Annotated in this window: 18 protein-coding genes; 9 read left to right on the forward strand and 9 right to left on the reverse strand. The window is 62.7% G+C overall.

All coding sequences use genetic code 11. From position 1 onward, the window contains the following. Positions 1-93: 93 nt before the first annotated feature. Together AC1DUB_RS10885 and AC1DUB_RS10890 are read left to right on the forward strand one after the other, a co-directional pair. Entirely contained in the window at positions 94-1,077 is a 984-nt protein-coding gene (locus AC1DUB_RS10885; protein ID WP_477716915.1) for a LysR family transcriptional regulator, read from the forward strand. After that, positions 1,070-1,573 (forward strand): GNAT family N-acetyltransferase, encoded by a 504-nt coding sequence (locus tag AC1DUB_RS10890; protein WP_477729536.1) that lies wholly within the window; start codon positions 1,070-1,072, stop codon positions 1,571-1,573. Before AC1DUB_RS10885 ends, AC1DUB_RS10890 begins: the two co-directional genes overlap by 8 nt. A 51-nt stretch (positions 1,574-1,624) precedes the next feature. Here AC1DUB_RS10890 and AC1DUB_RS10895 read toward each other — a convergent pair whose 3' ends face one another. Genes AC1DUB_RS10895 through AC1DUB_RS10910 form a run of 4 tightly spaced genes read right to left on the reverse strand, consistent with a single transcriptional unit; the run spans position 1,625 to position 3,813 of the window. Beyond that, a complete protein-coding gene (locus AC1DUB_RS10895; RefSeq protein ID WP_477729537.1) occupies positions 1,625-2,383 on the reverse strand; it encodes an aquaporin in 759 nt (252 codons plus the stop codon). Beyond that, positions 2,380-2,892, reverse strand: coding sequence for an arsenate reductase ArsC (locus tag AC1DUB_RS10900; RefSeq protein ID WP_477729538.1), 513 nt, complete (start codon positions 2,890-2,892; stop codon positions 2,380-2,382). Before AC1DUB_RS10900 ends, AC1DUB_RS10895 begins: the two co-directional genes overlap by 4 nt. 14 nt (positions 2,893-2,906) lie before the next feature. Next, entirely contained in the window at positions 2,907-3,407 is a 501-nt protein-coding gene (locus AC1DUB_RS10905) for an ArsI/CadI family heavy metal resistance metalloenzyme (protein WP_477721074.1), read from the reverse strand. Between the two features lie 43 nt (positions 3,408-3,450). Next, positions 3,451-3,813, reverse strand: a complete 363-nt coding sequence (locus tag AC1DUB_RS10910; RefSeq protein ID WP_477729539.1) for an ArsR/SmtB family transcription factor — start codon at positions 3,811-3,813, stop codon at positions 3,451-3,453. Between the two features lie 96 nt (positions 3,814-3,909). Between AC1DUB_RS10910 and arsC the strand changes: the two genes are divergently transcribed. Both arsC and arsH read left to right on the forward strand, forming a co-directional pair. Continuing rightward, positions 3,910-4,341: an arsenate reductase (glutaredoxin) gene (gene arsC, locus AC1DUB_RS10915; protein WP_477729540.1), complete on the forward strand. Its 432-nt coding sequence runs from the start codon at positions 3,910-3,912 to the stop codon at positions 4,339-4,341. Further along, positions 4,325-5,056 carry an arsenical resistance protein ArsH gene (arsH, locus tag AC1DUB_RS10920; RefSeq protein WP_477729541.1) on the forward strand — a complete coding sequence of 244 codons (732 nt, stop codon included), beginning with the start codon at positions 4,325-4,327 and terminating at the stop codon, positions 5,054-5,056. Before arsC ends, arsH begins: the two co-directional genes overlap by 17 nt. Positions 5,057-5,111: 55 nt before the next feature. On the opposite strand, the gene AC1DUB_RS10925 is transcribed toward arsH, so the two are convergent. The 5 genes from AC1DUB_RS10925 to AC1DUB_RS10945 all read right to left on the reverse strand — a co-directional run bounded on the left by AC1DUB_RS10925 (position 5,112) and on the right by AC1DUB_RS10945 (position 9,364). Then, positions 5,112-6,266, reverse strand: a complete 1,155-nt coding sequence (locus tag AC1DUB_RS10925; RefSeq protein ID WP_477729588.1) for a pyridoxal phosphate-dependent aminotransferase — start codon at positions 6,264-6,266, stop codon at positions 5,112-5,114. A gap of 62 nt (positions 6,267-6,328) precedes the next feature. Further along, positions 6,329-6,994 (reverse strand): RraA family protein, encoded by a 666-nt coding sequence (locus AC1DUB_RS10930; protein WP_477729542.1) that lies wholly within the window; start codon positions 6,992-6,994, stop codon positions 6,329-6,331. Between the two features lie 5 nt (positions 6,995-6,999). Then, positions 7,000-7,671, reverse strand: coding sequence for an RraA family protein (locus AC1DUB_RS10935; protein ID WP_477729543.1), 672 nt, complete (start codon positions 7,669-7,671; stop codon positions 7,000-7,002). A 2-nt stretch (positions 7,672-7,673) separates the two neighbouring features. Then, the gene (locus AC1DUB_RS10940) at positions 7,674-8,651 is read right to left on the reverse strand and encodes a Bug family tripartite tricarboxylate transporter substrate binding protein (RefSeq protein WP_477729544.1); all 978 of its coding nucleotides are present in this window, start codon (positions 8,649-8,651) and stop codon (positions 7,674-7,676) included. Positions 8,652-8,677: 26 nt separating this feature from the next. Continuing rightward, positions 8,678-9,364: an RraA family protein gene (locus AC1DUB_RS10945; protein ID WP_477729545.1), complete on the reverse strand. Its 687-nt coding sequence runs from the start codon at positions 9,362-9,364 to the stop codon at positions 8,678-8,680. A 68-nt stretch (positions 9,365-9,432) separates the two neighbouring features. Between AC1DUB_RS10945 and AC1DUB_RS10950 the strand changes: the two genes are divergently transcribed. The 5 genes from AC1DUB_RS10950 (at position 9,433) to AC1DUB_RS10970 (ending at position 13,922) form a co-directional block, all read left to right on the forward strand. Beyond that, positions 9,433-10,338: a LysR family transcriptional regulator gene (locus tag AC1DUB_RS10950; RefSeq protein ID WP_477729546.1), complete on the forward strand. Its 906-nt coding sequence runs from the start codon at positions 9,433-9,435 to the stop codon at positions 10,336-10,338. 351 nt (positions 10,339-10,689) lie between these two features. After that, positions 10,690-10,980 (forward strand): hypothetical protein, encoded by a 291-nt coding sequence (locus AC1DUB_RS10955; protein ID WP_477716908.1) that lies wholly within the window; start codon positions 10,690-10,692, stop codon positions 10,978-10,980. 97 nt (positions 10,981-11,077) lie between these two features. Continuing rightward, positions 11,078-11,944 carry a GNAT family N-acetyltransferase gene (locus AC1DUB_RS10960; RefSeq protein ID WP_477716907.1) on the forward strand — a complete coding sequence of 289 codons (867 nt, stop codon included), beginning with the start codon at positions 11,078-11,080 and terminating at the stop codon, positions 11,942-11,944. Further along, a complete protein-coding gene (locus AC1DUB_RS10965; protein WP_477729547.1) occupies positions 11,944-12,804 on the forward strand; it encodes a UDP-2,3-diacylglucosamine diphosphatase in 861 nt (286 codons plus the stop codon). Before AC1DUB_RS10960 ends, AC1DUB_RS10965 begins: the two co-directional genes overlap by 1 nt. Next, positions 12,801-13,922, forward strand: coding sequence for a glycosyltransferase family 4 protein (locus AC1DUB_RS10970; protein WP_477729548.1), 1,122 nt, complete (start codon positions 12,801-12,803; stop codon positions 13,920-13,922). The genes AC1DUB_RS10965 and AC1DUB_RS10970 overlap by 4 nt, the downstream gene beginning before the upstream one ends. Positions 13,923-13,938 lie beyond the last annotated feature (16 nt).

Raw genomic sequence — 13,938 nt, forward strand, 5'->3', positions numbered from 1 at the left:
GGCACTGATGCCGCGCCTGTCGAGCCAACTTGGCGCAAACCGATCGTGAGATATTCTCAATAATCTGGTAAGCCCACGAAACAAGGAGTTTGCATGGACAAGAGCGGCCGACTTGAGATGCTGGTGCGGGTGGTGGATCAAGGCAGCCTCGTGGCCGCTGGCCGCAGTCTGGGCCTGACGTCTTCTGCCGTGAGTCGCGGCCTGGCCGACCTGGAGAAAACGCTGGGTGTCACATTGCTACACCGCAGCACGCGGCGCATCCAACTCACGGAAGACGGGGTACAGGTGTACGAGCGCGCGCTCGACATCCTGGCGCGCCTTCAGGAGTTGGAGTCAGCCGTTGCAAGCCGGACGCAGAGGGTCAGCGGCAAACTGCGGGTCGGCATGCCGGTACCCATTGGCCGCTATATCCTGTGGCCGCGGTTGGCACTGTTCCTGAGCCGGTACCCGGAGGTGCAACTGGACTGCAAACCGATCCAGGATCCCAAGGCCATGCAGACAGAAAACTTCGATGTGATGCTGATGGCCGGCGAGCCACCGCCGAGTCGCCTGGTTGCGCGGCACCTCGCACTCGGTCGGCCCGGCATTTACGCAGCACCTGAGTATCTGCGCCGGTTCGGGGAGCCCAAAGAACCTGCGGATCTCGCCGCGCATCGCTGCCTGGTCTTCCACGGGCCGTGGATGCAGGTTCCCGCCTACGAGTGGAGCTTCAGGCGCGACGGCGCCACCAGCACAGTACGCGTCACGCCGCGGGTCGTCACGCCAGACCGCGAAGGGCTGATTGTTGCCGCGATGGGTGGCGCAGGCGTCATTCGGATGGCCTGCTTCGACCCTGCTCTGATCGAGAGCGGCAGGTTGCGCCGCTTGCTGCCCGACTGGGAATGCACCGATGGCTTCAACGTCTATGCGCTGCACCGGCGAGGTGCAAGTGTTGCGCCGCGAATCAATGCCTTTCTCGACTTCGTGCGGGAGTCGTTCGAGGCTTTCGATCCTGACGAAGTAACGCTCTTGCGCGGCGACACCGGTGCAGCCCTAAAATCACGTCCTCATTTCATGGAGACACGACCGCGTGACTGAATCTTCAGCATCCTGCCTGCGCATCTGCCGGGCTGACTACACCAACCCTGTGCATGCCAGCGCACTGGTCCAGTTGCTGGATGCCTACGCGCAGGACGCGGCGGGTGGCGCCAAGCCGCTCAGCGACTATGCGAAAACCCACCTCGTGAAGGAATTGGCCGCGCGTCCCCAGGCGTTCAGCGTGCTGGCTTTTGATGGAGATCAGCCCGTGGGCCTGATCAACTGCATCGAGGGCTTTTCCACCTTTGCCTGCCGCCCGTTGGTCAACATCCACGATGTGGCCGTGCTGCCCAGCCACCGCGGCCAGCGGGTGGGCGAGCGCATGCTGGCACTGGTCGACCAGATTGCACGCGAACGGGGTGCCTGCAAGCTCACGCTGGAAGTCCTGCAGGGCAACCGCAGCGCCATCAGACTCTATGAACGCGTGGGCTTTGCCGGCTACCAGCTCGACCCGGCCATGGGGCGGGCGCAGTTTTTCCAGAAGTGGCTGGAATGATGCGCACCTGAGGCCATCGGCGTCCCTGAGGATTGATCAAGGGTGCTGCATTCAGTCCGGGTGGGATGGCGTACCCGTGGCACCCAGCCATCGGTTGAGCAGCACACCCGCCACCGCCCCGGCGGCTTCAGCCATCGCAAAACCCGGTGCACTGGCGGGTGCAATGCCGGCAAAGCTGTCTGACAGCATGCGTCCCAGCACAGCGGCCGGATTGGCAAACGAGGTACTGGCGGTGAACCAGTAGGCCGCGCCTATGTAGCAGGCTACCAGCGCTGGCGCCTTGTGTGCAGGCGCGCGCAACACCACCAGGATCAGCCCGGCGGTGGCGACGGCTTCGGCCAGCCACTGGCCCCAGCCGCTGAACGCACCGGTGGTACTCCAGCCGCCGCGCAGCTTGCTGCTGAACTGCAGCAGGTTCATGTCGAACATGGCGTGCGCAGCCCAGGCGCCCACCATGGCTCCCAGCAACTGAGTCGCTATGAAAAGCATGGCGACTTGCGCCCGCCTTTCCTGGGGCAGCATGCCTCTTGACCATAAGACCAGGGTCACCAACGGGTTGAAATGGGCGCCGCTCACCGGGCCGAACACTTCAATCAGGACATAGAGCGCAAAGACGGTAGCGAGCGTGTTGGCCAGCAGCGCCACACCCATGTTGCCGGCGCTCAGGCGCTCGGCCATGATGCCCGAGCCAATCACGGCGCAGAGCAGGGCAGCCGTGCCCAGGAACTCCGCGAGCAGTTGGTGCTTGAGTTGAGGCCTGCTGGTTTTGGTGAGAATTTCAGGGGCTGGGCGGGACGATGCGTGGCTCATGAGCGGGCCAGATCGCGTGCCTGGGTCTGCAGCATCAGCTTGTCGAGCCCGGCTGGCGGCAGATTGACCAGAAAATCCAGGCGGCGGCGAATCGCGTGCAGGGTGTTACGGAAGGCCTCCAGCTTTTGCGCCTCGGTGCCGTCGCCTTCAGACGGATCCGGATAACCCCAATGCGCGGTGGCGGGGTGACCCGGCCAGAACGGGCATGCCTCACCCGCTGCGTTGTCGCAAACCGCGATGACCAGATCCATGTGCGGTGCATCCGGCTGGGCAAATTCATCCCAGCTTTTGCTGCGCAGGCCTTCCGTCGAAATGCCCGCGGCGCGCAGGACCTGCAGTCCGAGCGGATTGGGTTGCTGGTTTGCGCGCGGGCTGCTGCCCGCCGAATAGGCCTTGAACCGGCCCTTGCCGATGTGGTTCAGCGTGGCTTCCGCAAGAATGCTGCGGGCCGAGTTGTGGGTGCACAGGAAAAGGACATTGATGGGGACGTTGATGGGTTGCGGGATCATGTTTTTGATGTCTCTCAGCAGCAGGCTTTGGCGCCCTTGACCTGTTGCGGGATGTTGGAAAATTGCATGGTCGCTACATTATTTGTAGCGGATTGCGCACAACAGGATTGGGCGTCAGCCTCATTTGATGCGGGTTTTGATTCGCTGAACACTGGAATGCTGTCCAGCGTATGGAACTGCTCCCAGGCGATGCCTTGCGGGTCGGTCAGCCAGTATTTGTCGCTGCGGGCGTAGCAGCAGGTGGTGGGGCCTTCATTCAGCAGCGTCATGTCGGCGCGGGTGGCGCTGGCCTTGAGGGCTTCGAGTTCCTCGGGCCTGTCGACCTGGATGCCCAGATGGTCCACGCCGGGCGCGCTTCCACGCGTGGAGATGGCAAAGTTGACCGGCGGGTCGCTGAGCATCCACTTCGCATAGTCGGCTTCGGTGCGCGCGGGCTGCTGGTCGAACATGGCCGAATAAAAGGCGATGTTCTGCGCGAGGTCTTGCACGTGGACGTGGACATGGAAGCGTTTCATGGTGCTCTCCTGGGAGTGGTGATGTGTGGGGGTGTGGTGATGGTTAGCAGGCAGCGCAATCGGCCCGCGGGCCCACTTCGCAGGCGCCGCCTTCGCAGCAGTGCTCCGTCAGGTAGCCCAGCAGCGCGTTCATCTGGCTGAAGTTGGCGCGGTAGATCAGGTTGCGGCCGCGTGCTTCGCTGCTGACCAGGCCTGAATGCGACAGCTCCTTGAGGTGAAAGGACAGCGCGCTGGGCGCAACGCCCAGTTGTTCGGCCATGGCCCCCGGCGTCAACCCATCGGGGCCGGCCACGACGAGGGAGCGGAAAGCCCGCAGGCGCTGGGCCTGGGCCAGGGCGGCCAGCGCCTTGACGGCGGCGCTTTCATCGAGAGTGCCCGGTTCGGGGGGGTGCGTAAAAGATTCCATAGTTCAAATATAATTGAATTATTGAATCGAGGCAACCGCCTGCCTTATTGCCCCAATTTTTCTACTGCCAGTTTTCTACTACCAGGAGTGAAACGCATGCCGCCCGTCACGATTTACCACAACCCCCAATGCGGCACTTCGCGCAATGTGCTGGCGCTGATCCGCAATGCCGGCATCGAACCCGAAGTCATCGAGTACCTCAAAACGCCACCCACGCGGGACAAGCTGCGGGAGCTGGTCGCGCAGATGGCGGTGCCCGTCCGCGAGGTGATCCGGCAAAAGGAAGCCGCCTACAAGGACCTCGGCCTGGACGATCCCGCGCTGGGCGATGACACGTTGATCGACGCCATGCTGGCCCACCCCATCCTGATCAACCGGCCCATCGTGGTCACGCCGCTGTCCACGCGCCTATGCCGCCCCTCGGAAGCCGTGCTGGACATCCTGCCCCTGCCGCAGCGCGACGCGTTCGCCAAGGAAGACGGCGAACAGGTCGTCAATGAGCGGGGAGAGCATGTTGCAGGCCGTTAGTCTTTTGCCGATGGATCTGCCGAACATCGACCCGGCGCTTTTTGTACAGCCGGTAACCGGGCTGCGAGGCCCGGCGCCCGGCACGCACGCGCCGCGCATCCTGCTGCTTTACGGTTCGGTGCGCGAGCGCTCCTACAGCCGCCTCGCCTGCGAGGAAGCGGCGCGCCTGCTGCAGGCCATGGGCGCGGAGACCCGGACCTTCAACCCCAGCGGCCTGCCGCTGCCCGACGATGCACCCGACACGCATCCCAAGGTGCAGGAACTGCGGCAGCTGGCGCAATGGGCCGAGGGCATGGTCTGGTGCTCGCCCGAGCGGCATGGCGCCATGACCGGCATCATGAAATCGCAAATCGACTGGATACCCCTGGCGGACGGTGCGCTGCGCCCCACGCAGGGCAAGACGCTGGCGCTGATGCAGGTCTCGGGCGGCTCGCAGTCGTTCAATGCCGTCAACCAGATGCGGGTGCTGGGCCGCTGGATGCGGATGCTGACCATTCCCAACCAGTCCTCGGTCGCCAAGGCTTTCCTGGAATTTGACGAGGCCGGCCGCATGAAGCCCTCGGCCTATTACGACCGCATCGTCGACGTCATGGAAGAGCTGGTGAAGTTCACACTGCTCACGCGTGACGTGTCGCCCTATCTGGTTGACCGGTACAGCGAGCGCAAGGAAAGTGCCGAGGCGCTGTCTAAGCGGGTGAATCAGCGGAGTCTGTGAGATTTCCAGGATAAATTGGCTTCAGCCCTTTGGGGCGGGCGTGGCCAGCGCACTGTCAGCCGGGAGAGGTCGAGGCGCAGAAATCCTTGACCGCAGCGCCTGCCTTCTGCAAGGACTCGTCATTGATCGCATAGGCGAACCGCAGGTGATGCGCCATGCCGAAGGCAGAGCCGTGCACCACACCGACGTTCGCTTCCTCCAGCAGCGCGATCGCAACAGCTTCATCGGAATTGAGCAGCACGCCCCCTGCGCTGCGCCTGCCGATCAGTCCTGCACATGAAGCAAACGCATAAAACGCGTCGGCGGGCGTCTCGCACCGCAGTCCTGACGCATTGTTAAGGAGTCCAACCAGCAGGTCGCGGCGCCGCTGGAAATGGCCACGGGTTTCCGCAATGAAACCCTTGGGGCCGGTGAGCGCCGCGAGGGCTGCGTGCTGTGATATCGAACAAGCACCAGAAGTCTGTTGCCCTTGCAATTTCTCCATGGCCTCCAGCAGCCAACGAGGGCCGGTGCCAAATCCAATGCGCCAGCCCGTCATCGCGTACGCCTTGGACACGCCATTCATCGTCAGCGTTCGCTCCCGCAGCTCCAGTGTGACTTGAGCCATCGTGTGAAACGCCGCTCCGTCGAAGATCAGGTGCTCGTAGATGTCGTCGGACAGGATGAGCACATGGGGGTGCGCAAGCAGCGCGCGCCCGAGCTCCTCGAGCTCCTCACGGGTATACACCGCGCCGGTAGGGTTCGACGGGGAATTCAGAATCAGCCACCGCGTGTTGGGTGTGATCGCGGCTTCGAGTGCGGCAGGCGTCAGCTTGAAGCCGGTAGCCGCAGTGCACGGGACGATTGTCGACCGGCCACCACAGATCTGCACCATCTCCGGATAGCTGACCCAATACGGGGACGGAATGATCACCTCATCGCCCTCGTTCAGCGTGGCGGCGAGTGCGTTGTAGAGCACCTGCTTGCCGCCTGAGCAGACGATAGTGTCCTGCCAGCCGACTTCGAGCCCGTTCTCGCGCCTGTATTTTTCAGCCACTGCCTCGCGCAGTGCCCGCAAGCCAGCAACCGGCGTATACCGCGTGTGCCCTGCATGAATGGCGGCTATCCCTGCCTGGCACACGTGCCGCGGCGTGTCGAAGTCGGGCTCACCCGCTGTCAGTGAAATCACCGCGTTCCCGGCTGCCTTTCGTGCCGCGGCGCGATCCATCATCCGATAGGTTGCCGAAGGTTGTGCGGCGGCGAGCCGGGAGTTCAACGGGTGGTGAGTGTGTGTCACTTGGAAGGCTCCACAGCGATGGCTTCGAACTCTTTGTCATGCATCACGTCAGCGACTGAGCGGCCTGCTCGTACGGCGGCGACCATTCCATCCTGGCGGCGGTTAATCTTCTCTCCAAGGGCGAGCACTTCCCCGATCCGCTCCTGGGGTATGAAGACGGTGCCGCAACTATCCGCAATGACGTAGTCGTCTTCTCGCACGGTCACGCCTGCCATTTGCACTGGCGTTGCGGAGGCGATCTGAACCACGCGGTTGCGCGCGCTGATCATCGTGATGCCCTTGCCGTACACCGGATATCCGATGGATTCGCTGCCTTCGATGTCACGGCTGCAGCCATCAATGATCGTGCCGCGAATTCCCTTGGCAGCAGACGCGTTGGCAAGAATGTCACCCCAGCACGAGATCCCTTCGAGCCCGCCGGAGATCACCAGCACCCTGTCGTCCGTATTGATGGCGTCGATCACGGGCGAGATGAGATGGACGGTGGGTTTGGCCTCGGTCTTCGGTCCCAGCAGGACAGTGCTCGCCCGGCCTGCAACCTTCGGGCAGTTCCAGAGCGGCCGCAGCCCGTAGGTGGCTCCAGGCAATCCCAGGAAATCCAGGGCGTCAGAAACGGTGTTGGTGTCGAGCGCAGCGAGGCGCTGCAGAATTGGGTTTTCCATGATTTTCAACCGCCTTTTTGACTGAGGATTGCATCCACCCAGGCCGATGAGTATGTACCCGCGAGGATGGCGCCTATTGTTGCCTGCTCGTCGCGCACCTTGTCGCGCGCTTTCGCCGCGGCTTCCCGGGCGAGTGCGACAGGCACCGCGACGATGCCATCCGAGTCGCCGACGACCACGTCCCCGGGCCGGACCTGCATGCCACCCACAGTGACGGGTACATTGATGCTACCGGGGCCGTCCTTGTAAGGACCGCGCAGGCTGACGCCCCTGGCCCAACAGGGGAAGCGCTGCTCCTCGAACGCGTCGACGTCGCGGATCGCGCCGTCCATCACGAACGCCACGGCGCCTCGCACGCGCGCCGTTGTCATCATGATCTCGCCCACGAGTGCGCGCGAAACGTCTCCCTCGCCATCGACGACCAGAACATCTCCGGGTTGCAGCAGGTCGAGGGCCTTGTGGATCAGCAAATTGTCACCGGCACGCACCCGGACCGTGAACGCATTTCCGCACGTGCTGACTGCGGAGCGGTTCACCGGCCGCAATGCGGTCGTCCCGATAAGGCGACCTCCCATCACGTCACCGAGCACGGAAGTCGGCAAGCCGCGCAGGGCTTCCAGCGCAGCGACGTTTTCTTTCACTCGAGGAGCGATCTCGATGCCGTTGAATGCCGACATGGTCAGTCCACCTTCGCGCCGGAGCGCTTGACCACGGATTCCCACAGGGGCAGTTCCGCGGCAATGAATTTCGTGAACGCTTCGGGCGTGCTCTTGACGCCGGTGGAGCCCATCTTGTCGAGGCTCGCACGGACTTCCTTCGAATCGAGCACGGTGTTGAGCGCGGCGTTGAGGCGCTGCACGAGCGCCGCCGGCGTATTGGCCGATGCGAACAAGCCGTACCAGTTCTCCGTCACGAAGTCGGGCATGCCCAGCTCCTTCATGGTGGACACGTTTGGCAGGCTCGCGGAGCGCACGGCACCCGTCGTGGCGAGTGCGCGGACGCGGCCCGACGCGAGTTGCGGCACGATCACACTCATGGCCTCGAAAGACATCTGCACCTGTCCCGCCACGACATCCTGGATCGCAGGGCCCGAGCCTTTGTACGGAATATGAACGAGAGATATCTTCTGCTCCAGCTTGAGCAGTTCACCCATCAAATGCTGCGGGCTGCCGCTGCCAGCGGACGCATAGCTAAGCTTGCCCGGATTCTTCTTCGCGAGGTCAACCAGCTGGCTGAGGCTCGTTGCCGGCACGCCCGAACTGACATAGAGCACCAGGGGAACCGATGCGACCGGTCCAACCGGCGCGAGTCCCTTCACCGGGTCCACGCGCAGCTTGTACAGGTTGCGGTTGATCACCACACCTGTGTTGTTGGCCAGAAGCAGGGTGCAGCCGTCCGGGGCCGCGGTCGCCACGAATTCGGTGCCGATATTGCCGCTCGCGCCTGCCTTGTTCTCGACAATCACAACGGTCCCGAGTTCTTTTGTCAGGCCTGGCTGGATCAGCCGTGCCAGCAGGTCGGTGGTGCCACCCGGCGGGTACGGCGATACGAGCCTCACCGTGGGGCAAGGGTAGGCAGCTTGCGCGCTGGCCGCGCTCGACGCTGCGGCAAGGGCCGCGGAAGCGGCGATGGCTGAAAGGATACGGACGGGGTTCATTGTGCTTGTCTCCAGGAGTTGTTGCGCTAGGCAGCCAGGGGAGAATCGGCCGCGCGTTGCAGGGTGTGGTACTTGAACTGCTTGCGGGCCTCCACCAGGGGCATGCCGGCCAGAGCTGCGGCGAGGATCTGCTCCTCGATGGCCCGGGTTTCGAACGCCTTCGCAAGCACGTCTTGCATGCGGGCTCGCGGCACGACCACGACGCCGTCGGCATCGCCGACGACAAGGTCACCTGGGCACACGCGCACGTCGCCGAGCGTCACAGGTTGTTCGTATGCTTCGACCTGCACGCGATCCTTGCCCGTGCGCATGAAGCGGCCATTGGCATACAGCGGGTATCCCACTTCGTCGGCTTCCGCAGTGTCGCGGCACACGCCGTGGATCACCGTACCGGCCAGGCCCTTGTGGGCAGCCAGCCGGCTCATGATGCCGCCCCATACCGTGCAGTCCAGGCGCCCGCCGTTGTCGAGCACTGCGACGGTGTCGGGCTTCAGCGTGTCGATGAAGTCGCCCACTGTTCCGGGCGAGGCGCGGTCGATCGGCGCAAAGCGCACGGTGAACGCGAATCCGAACAGCTTGTCGGGTCCGGCCACGGGGCGGATGCCGAAGGCGCTGCCGGGCAGCTTCAGCGCGTCGAGTGCATCGGAGATTTCAGCGGTGGAAAGGGTCCTGGCCTGCTGGAGCCAGTCAGATTGGGTGATGTCATTGCTCATGGGGAAGAATCATGAGGCAGTGAATATCTGAATGCAATCGCCGATTTTTGAACTAATATTCAAAAATTATGAACTTAAGACAACTGCGGTACTTTTGCGAAGTGGTGGATGCCGGGAACGCCCGGGCTGCGGCCGAGAAGCTATTCGTCGCGCCGACGGCCATCAGCATGCAGATCAGCCAGCTGGAGGAATTGCTCGGTGGCTCCTTGTTTGACCGGAGAACCCGGCCGATGACATTGACGCCGCTGGGCCAGTTCGTCTATCCCAAGGCCAAGGAGTTGCTCTCGACAACCAGCCGGCTGGAGTTCGAAGCCAAAGGCATCGCGGCAGGCAACCTTGGATGGCTAGGCATCGGCTTCACGCGATCCACGATCTTTTCGATCCTGCCCGAGGCCGTGCGTGCGATGCAGTCGGCCTTTCCCGACGTGCGGATCGATCTGCTGGAGATCCTCACCGAGGAGCAGCCCGCCGCGTTGCGCAGCGGCGCCATCCACCTCGCCATCGCACGAACGTTGGGTGCCTTCACTCGTGAGCCAGACCTGAACTACACGGAGCTGTTTGACGACCCTCTCGTTGCGGCCCTTCCCATCCAGCATCCGCTGGCAGCGCGCGAATCCCTGGTGGCTGCAGACCTGGAGGCCCTGCCTTACGTGAGTTATCCGAAGGTGGCCAATGCGCATTTCTCCCGGCAGGTGCTCAACTTCCTGGAACAAGCCGGTGCCAAGGTCCAGGTCGGCCACGAGGCGAAGGAGATCCACACAGCGCTTGGGCTGGTGGCCGCGGGCCTGGGCACGACAGTGGTGGGTCGGAGTGTTGCCGGGAACAACCGCACCGACCTTCGCTTCGTGCCCATTGCCGATCTGCACATCTGCAGCAAGGTTCTCGCAGTCCGAAAAAGCGGTCTCGCCAATCCTCTTGTTGACGCCTTTCTTGGCAAGCTGCATGAGCGAGTGGCTGACCAGCATAAGTCGTAGGTAGCTGCCCTTTGGGTTGCCTCGCAGTGTTCTGTGAGGTCCATTTCTGGCCGATGGCAGCGCTCGCCTGGTTCAGCCTTGCGCTTTTGCTTGTCGCTGTAAGTAGATTTGTCGCCTCTGGGCATGTCGGTTCTCCTTGTCTGTGCGCCGGCGCTGTGATGACGAGATCCGAAGATATTGCATACCGCTGCGCCTTGCCGCATGCGGCATTCCCGAAAAAAAGTCGCCAATCCCCTACGTCGCAACTTGCGACTGATGCTTTGCCACCACGCGAGGCGTATTGCTTTCGGTGTCACACAACTGCCATCGAACTGACACGAACACGTCACCCCCGGCTTTCAGAATCACGCCATGACCAGCATGACGGAGCACGCGATGGGACGGTATTTGAACCACGCCGGTGAACAGGGCAAGCACGAGCAAGGCGCCGCCAGCGCCCTGAGCGCCGGCATCCATGACCTCAACCAGCAGTGCCTGCGCATCCTGCGCTGCACGGCCCAGGCTTTGGCCAACAGTCCTGGTGGTTTTCGCTTTAAGGCGGGCACCCGGCCCTGGCTCGAAGGCCTTTCGAATGCACGGCCAGTGCTGATTGCCAGTCTGGGGCGACGGAATAAAGCGGTGTCGCTGGCCGCCAGCGATTGAGAGTCAGAGCCCCTTTTTTGGGGCTTTTTTACAGCGCGCGTGATGTTGAGTCGTGGAGTCGCTGAAGTTGTTGACACAAGGAACCAAGGAGTTAGCCATGAAAGAACTGCCCAATCCCACCTTTGCATTGTCGCCCGTCGCAATGCCACGGGGGTCACTTCATCAAAGCGGTCATGCTGTCAGTCCAGCCCCTGTTCAAAGGGCTCCAGTGGGGAAAATCTCGGTCAGCTGGGCCCGGCACCAGGACGAGGTCCGGCAGGCGCAACGCCTGAGGTACCAGGTGTTTGCTCTTGAAATGGGCGCCACCCTGTCAAGGACCTTGCCCGGTCACGACATTGACCTGTTTGATGATTATTGCGAACACCTGCTGGTGCGTGACGAGGCAAGCGGCGACGTGATTGGCACCTACCGCGTGCTCACCCCGACCCAGGCCAAGCGCGTGGGCAGCACCTACAGCGACACCGAATTCGACCTGACCCGGCTGCGCTCCCTGCGCGAGCGCATGGTGGAACTCGGGCGCAGCTGCGTGCATGCAGACCATCGGCATGGCGGCGTGATCCTGGCACTCTGGGGCGCGCTGGCCGAATTCATGGCGCGCAACCAGCTCGACACCATGATTGGTTGTGCCAGTATCCCGATGCAGCACAACGGTGTCTCCAGTGGGCATGCAGCAGCCAGCATCTGGCGCCAGGTGCGGCAAACCCACCTGGCCGCCATCGAATACCGCGTGACGCCGCGCCTGGCCTTGCCGGTGGAGCAGCTCGACGACTCGCTGGATGTGGAGCCACCGGCGCTGATCAAGGGTTACCTGCGCCTGGGCGCCAAGGTGCTCGGGGCGCCGGCCTGGGATCCGGACTTCAACTCGGCCGATCTGCCCATGATGATGCGCATCGCCGATTTGCCGCCGCGCTACCTGAAGCATTTTTCGGGAAAGCCCCTTCCTGCCAATTCCGCGGAGGCTTGATGCGGCACATGTTCGATGCCCTCGGTTCATTTGGCAACGGGGATGTGCCGGGCGAGGACGACAGCGACGATGAGTCGTTGCGCAAGCGTTACCGCACGATTTTCATCTCCGACCTACATCTGGGCACGCCAGGCTGCCAGGCTGCCGCGCTGCTGGACTTCCTGAAAGCCCATCCCTGCGACAACCTGTACCTGGTGGGCGATATCGTTGACGGCTGGCAGCTGCGCCGCAAGTGGTACTGGCCGCAGTCCCACAACGATGTGGTGCAAAAGCTGCTGCGGCGCGCCCGCAAAGGCTGCCGCGTGATTTATGTGCCGGGTAACCATGATGAGTTTGCGCGTGAATTTATGGGCCACCAGTTTGGCGGCATTGAAGTGATGGAAGAAGCGGTGCACACCACGGCCGCCGGCTTGCAGTTGTGGGTTATCCACGGTGATTATTTCGATGCGGTCGTGCAATGCGCCAAATGGCTCGCCTACGTGGGCGACAACCTGTATGAATTCACGCTCAAACTTAACCGCCATCTCAACAGCCTGCGCGCCCGAATGGGCTTGCCCTACTGGTCGCTGTCGGCCTACTTGAAGCACAAGGTAAAGAGTGCGCTGAACTATGTCACCGACTTTGAAGTGGCCGTGGCCAGCGAAGCGCGCCGCCGCGGCCACCAGGGTGTGGTGTGCGGCCATATCCATCGTGCCGAGATGCGCGACATCAACGGCGTCCTGTACTGCAACGACGGCGACTGGGTCGAAAGCCGCACGGCTTTGGTTGAAAATTTTGACGGCAGCCTGGAACTGGTGCATTGGGCACCCGCCCATGAAACCCAGGGCCGTGGCCATGCCGTGCAGGCGGTGACCGCATGAAGATCGCCCTGGTTACGGACGCCTGGCAGCCCCAGGTCAACGGAGTGGTGACCACGCTTGTGGAGTTGGTGCGCGAACTGGAGCAACTGGGGCATGTGGTCGAGGTGATTCACCCCGGTCTTTTCAAGACCCGGCCATGCCCCGGCTATGCGGGCATTGACCTGGCGGTCCGTCCCCGGCGCGGCCTGACTGAAAAACTCGATGCCTTTGAGCCTGACGCCATTCACATCGCGACCGAGGGGCCGCTGGGCTGGGCGGCGCGCAGCTATTGCGGCAAACGCGGTTTGAACTTCACGACGGCATTTCACACCAAGTTTCCTGAAATCCTCCATGCAGCGCTCAGAATCCCGCTGTCGTGGGGCTACGCGCTGTTTCGTTACTTTCACAAGCCGTCATCCGGCGTGATGGTGCCCACGCAAGGCGTGTTGCGTATGCTGGAGCAGCGGGGTTTTCGCAATCTGCGGAGCTGGACGCACGGCGTGGACACGCAACTGTTTGCGTTCCAGCCCGTACCGCAGCTGTACCCGCCCATGGGCACGCTGGTTCGCCCGGTCTCGCTGTTCGTGGGGCGCTTGTCGTACGAGAAAAACATCGAGGCATTTTTAAAGCTGGACATTCCCGGCACCAAAGTCGTTTGCGGCGTGGGGCCGCTGGAAGTCGCGCTCAGGGAGCGCTATCCACAGGTGCGATGGATGGGGGTGATGCCCCGCAATGAGCTGGCCAAGGTGTACGCAGCGGCCGATGTATTTGTATTTCCCAGCAGATCGGAAACATTCGGCCTGGTGATGCTGGAGGCGATGGCGACAGGCACGCCTGTGGCGGCCTATCCGGTGGATGGCCCGCTGGAGGTGCTGGGTAAAGAAGAGGGAGAGGAGGGGGTAGGGGGAAGCTGTCACGGCGGTGTCATGAACACCGATTTGCAGCAAGCCTGCTACAGCGCGCTGGCGGTACCGCGGCATCAGGCCCGCAGGCGGGCATTCGACTTCAGTTGGGAGCAGGCCGCACACCTGTTTGAAAGCTACCTGGTGTTGGCTGCCAGAGGTAGCTCTTGCAAGCCGGTCGGCGGGGGCATAGCATCAGTTAAAAGTACTGTCACACCTTTGTCATCAAACCAGTAAACACTCGGAGATTACC

It is taken from the genome of Polaromonas sp. P4_F9, from assembly GCF_056401235.1.

Bases quoted from the DNA above. Each gene is read 5' to 3' on its own strand.
- AC1DUB_RS10895 (WP_477729537.1), bottom strand. From the start codon at position 2,383: ATGAGCCACGCATCGTCCCGCCCAGCCCCTGAAATTCTCACCAAAACC.
- AC1DUB_RS10900 (WP_477729538.1), bottom strand. From the start codon at position 2,892: ATGATCCCGCAACCCATCAACGTCCCCATCAATGTCCTTTTCCTGTGC.
- arsC (WP_477729540.1), top strand. From the start codon at position 3,910: ATGCCGCCCGTCACGATTTACCACAACCCCCAATGCGGCACTTCGCGC.
- AC1DUB_RS10935 (WP_477729543.1), bottom strand. From the start codon at position 7,671: ATGTCGGCATTCAACGGCATCGAGATCGCTCCTCGAGTGAAAGAAAAC.
- AC1DUB_RS10950 (WP_477729546.1), top strand. From the start codon at position 9,433: ATGAACTTAAGACAACTGCGGTACTTTTGCGAAGTGGTGGATGCCGGG.
- AC1DUB_RS10960 (WP_477716907.1), top strand. From the start codon at position 11,078: ATGAAAGAACTGCCCAATCCCACCTTTGCATTGTCGCCCGTCGCAATG.
- arsH (WP_477729541.1), top strand. From the start codon at position 4,325: ATGTTGCAGGCCGTTAGTCTTTTGCCGATGGATCTGCCGAACATCGAC.
- AC1DUB_RS10955 (WP_477716908.1), top strand. From the start codon at position 10,690: ATGACCAGCATGACGGAGCACGCGATGGGACGGTATTTGAACCACGCC.
- AC1DUB_RS10905 (WP_477721074.1), bottom strand. From the start codon at position 3,407: ATGAAACGCTTCCATGTCCACGTCCACGTGCAAGACCTCGCGCAGAAC.
- AC1DUB_RS10940 (WP_477729544.1), bottom strand. From the start codon at position 8,651: ATGAACCCCGTCCGTATCCTTTCAGCCATCGCCGCTTCCGCGGCCCTT.
- AC1DUB_RS10965 (WP_477729547.1), top strand. From the start codon at position 11,944: ATGCGGCACATGTTCGATGCCCTCGGTTCATTTGGCAACGGGGATGTG.
- AC1DUB_RS10925 (WP_477729588.1), bottom strand. From the start codon at position 6,266: ATGATGGATCGCGCCGCGGCACGAAAGGCAGCCGGGAACGCGGTGATT.
- AC1DUB_RS10910 (WP_477729539.1), bottom strand. From the start codon at position 3,813: ATGGAATCTTTTACGCACCCCCCCGAACCGGGCACTCTCGATGAAAGC.
- AC1DUB_RS10945 (WP_477729545.1), bottom strand. From the start codon at position 9,364: ATGAGCAATGACATCACCCAATCTGACTGGCTCCAGCAGGCCAGGACC.
- AC1DUB_RS10885 (WP_477716915.1), top strand. From the start codon at position 94: ATGGACAAGAGCGGCCGACTTGAGATGCTGGTGCGGGTGGTGGATCAA.
- AC1DUB_RS10970 (WP_477729548.1), top strand. From the start codon at position 12,801: ATGAAGATCGCCCTGGTTACGGACGCCTGGCAGCCCCAGGTCAACGGA.
- AC1DUB_RS10930 (WP_477729542.1), bottom strand. From the start codon at position 6,994: ATGGAAAACCCAATTCTGCAGCGCCTCGCTGCGCTCGACACCAACACC.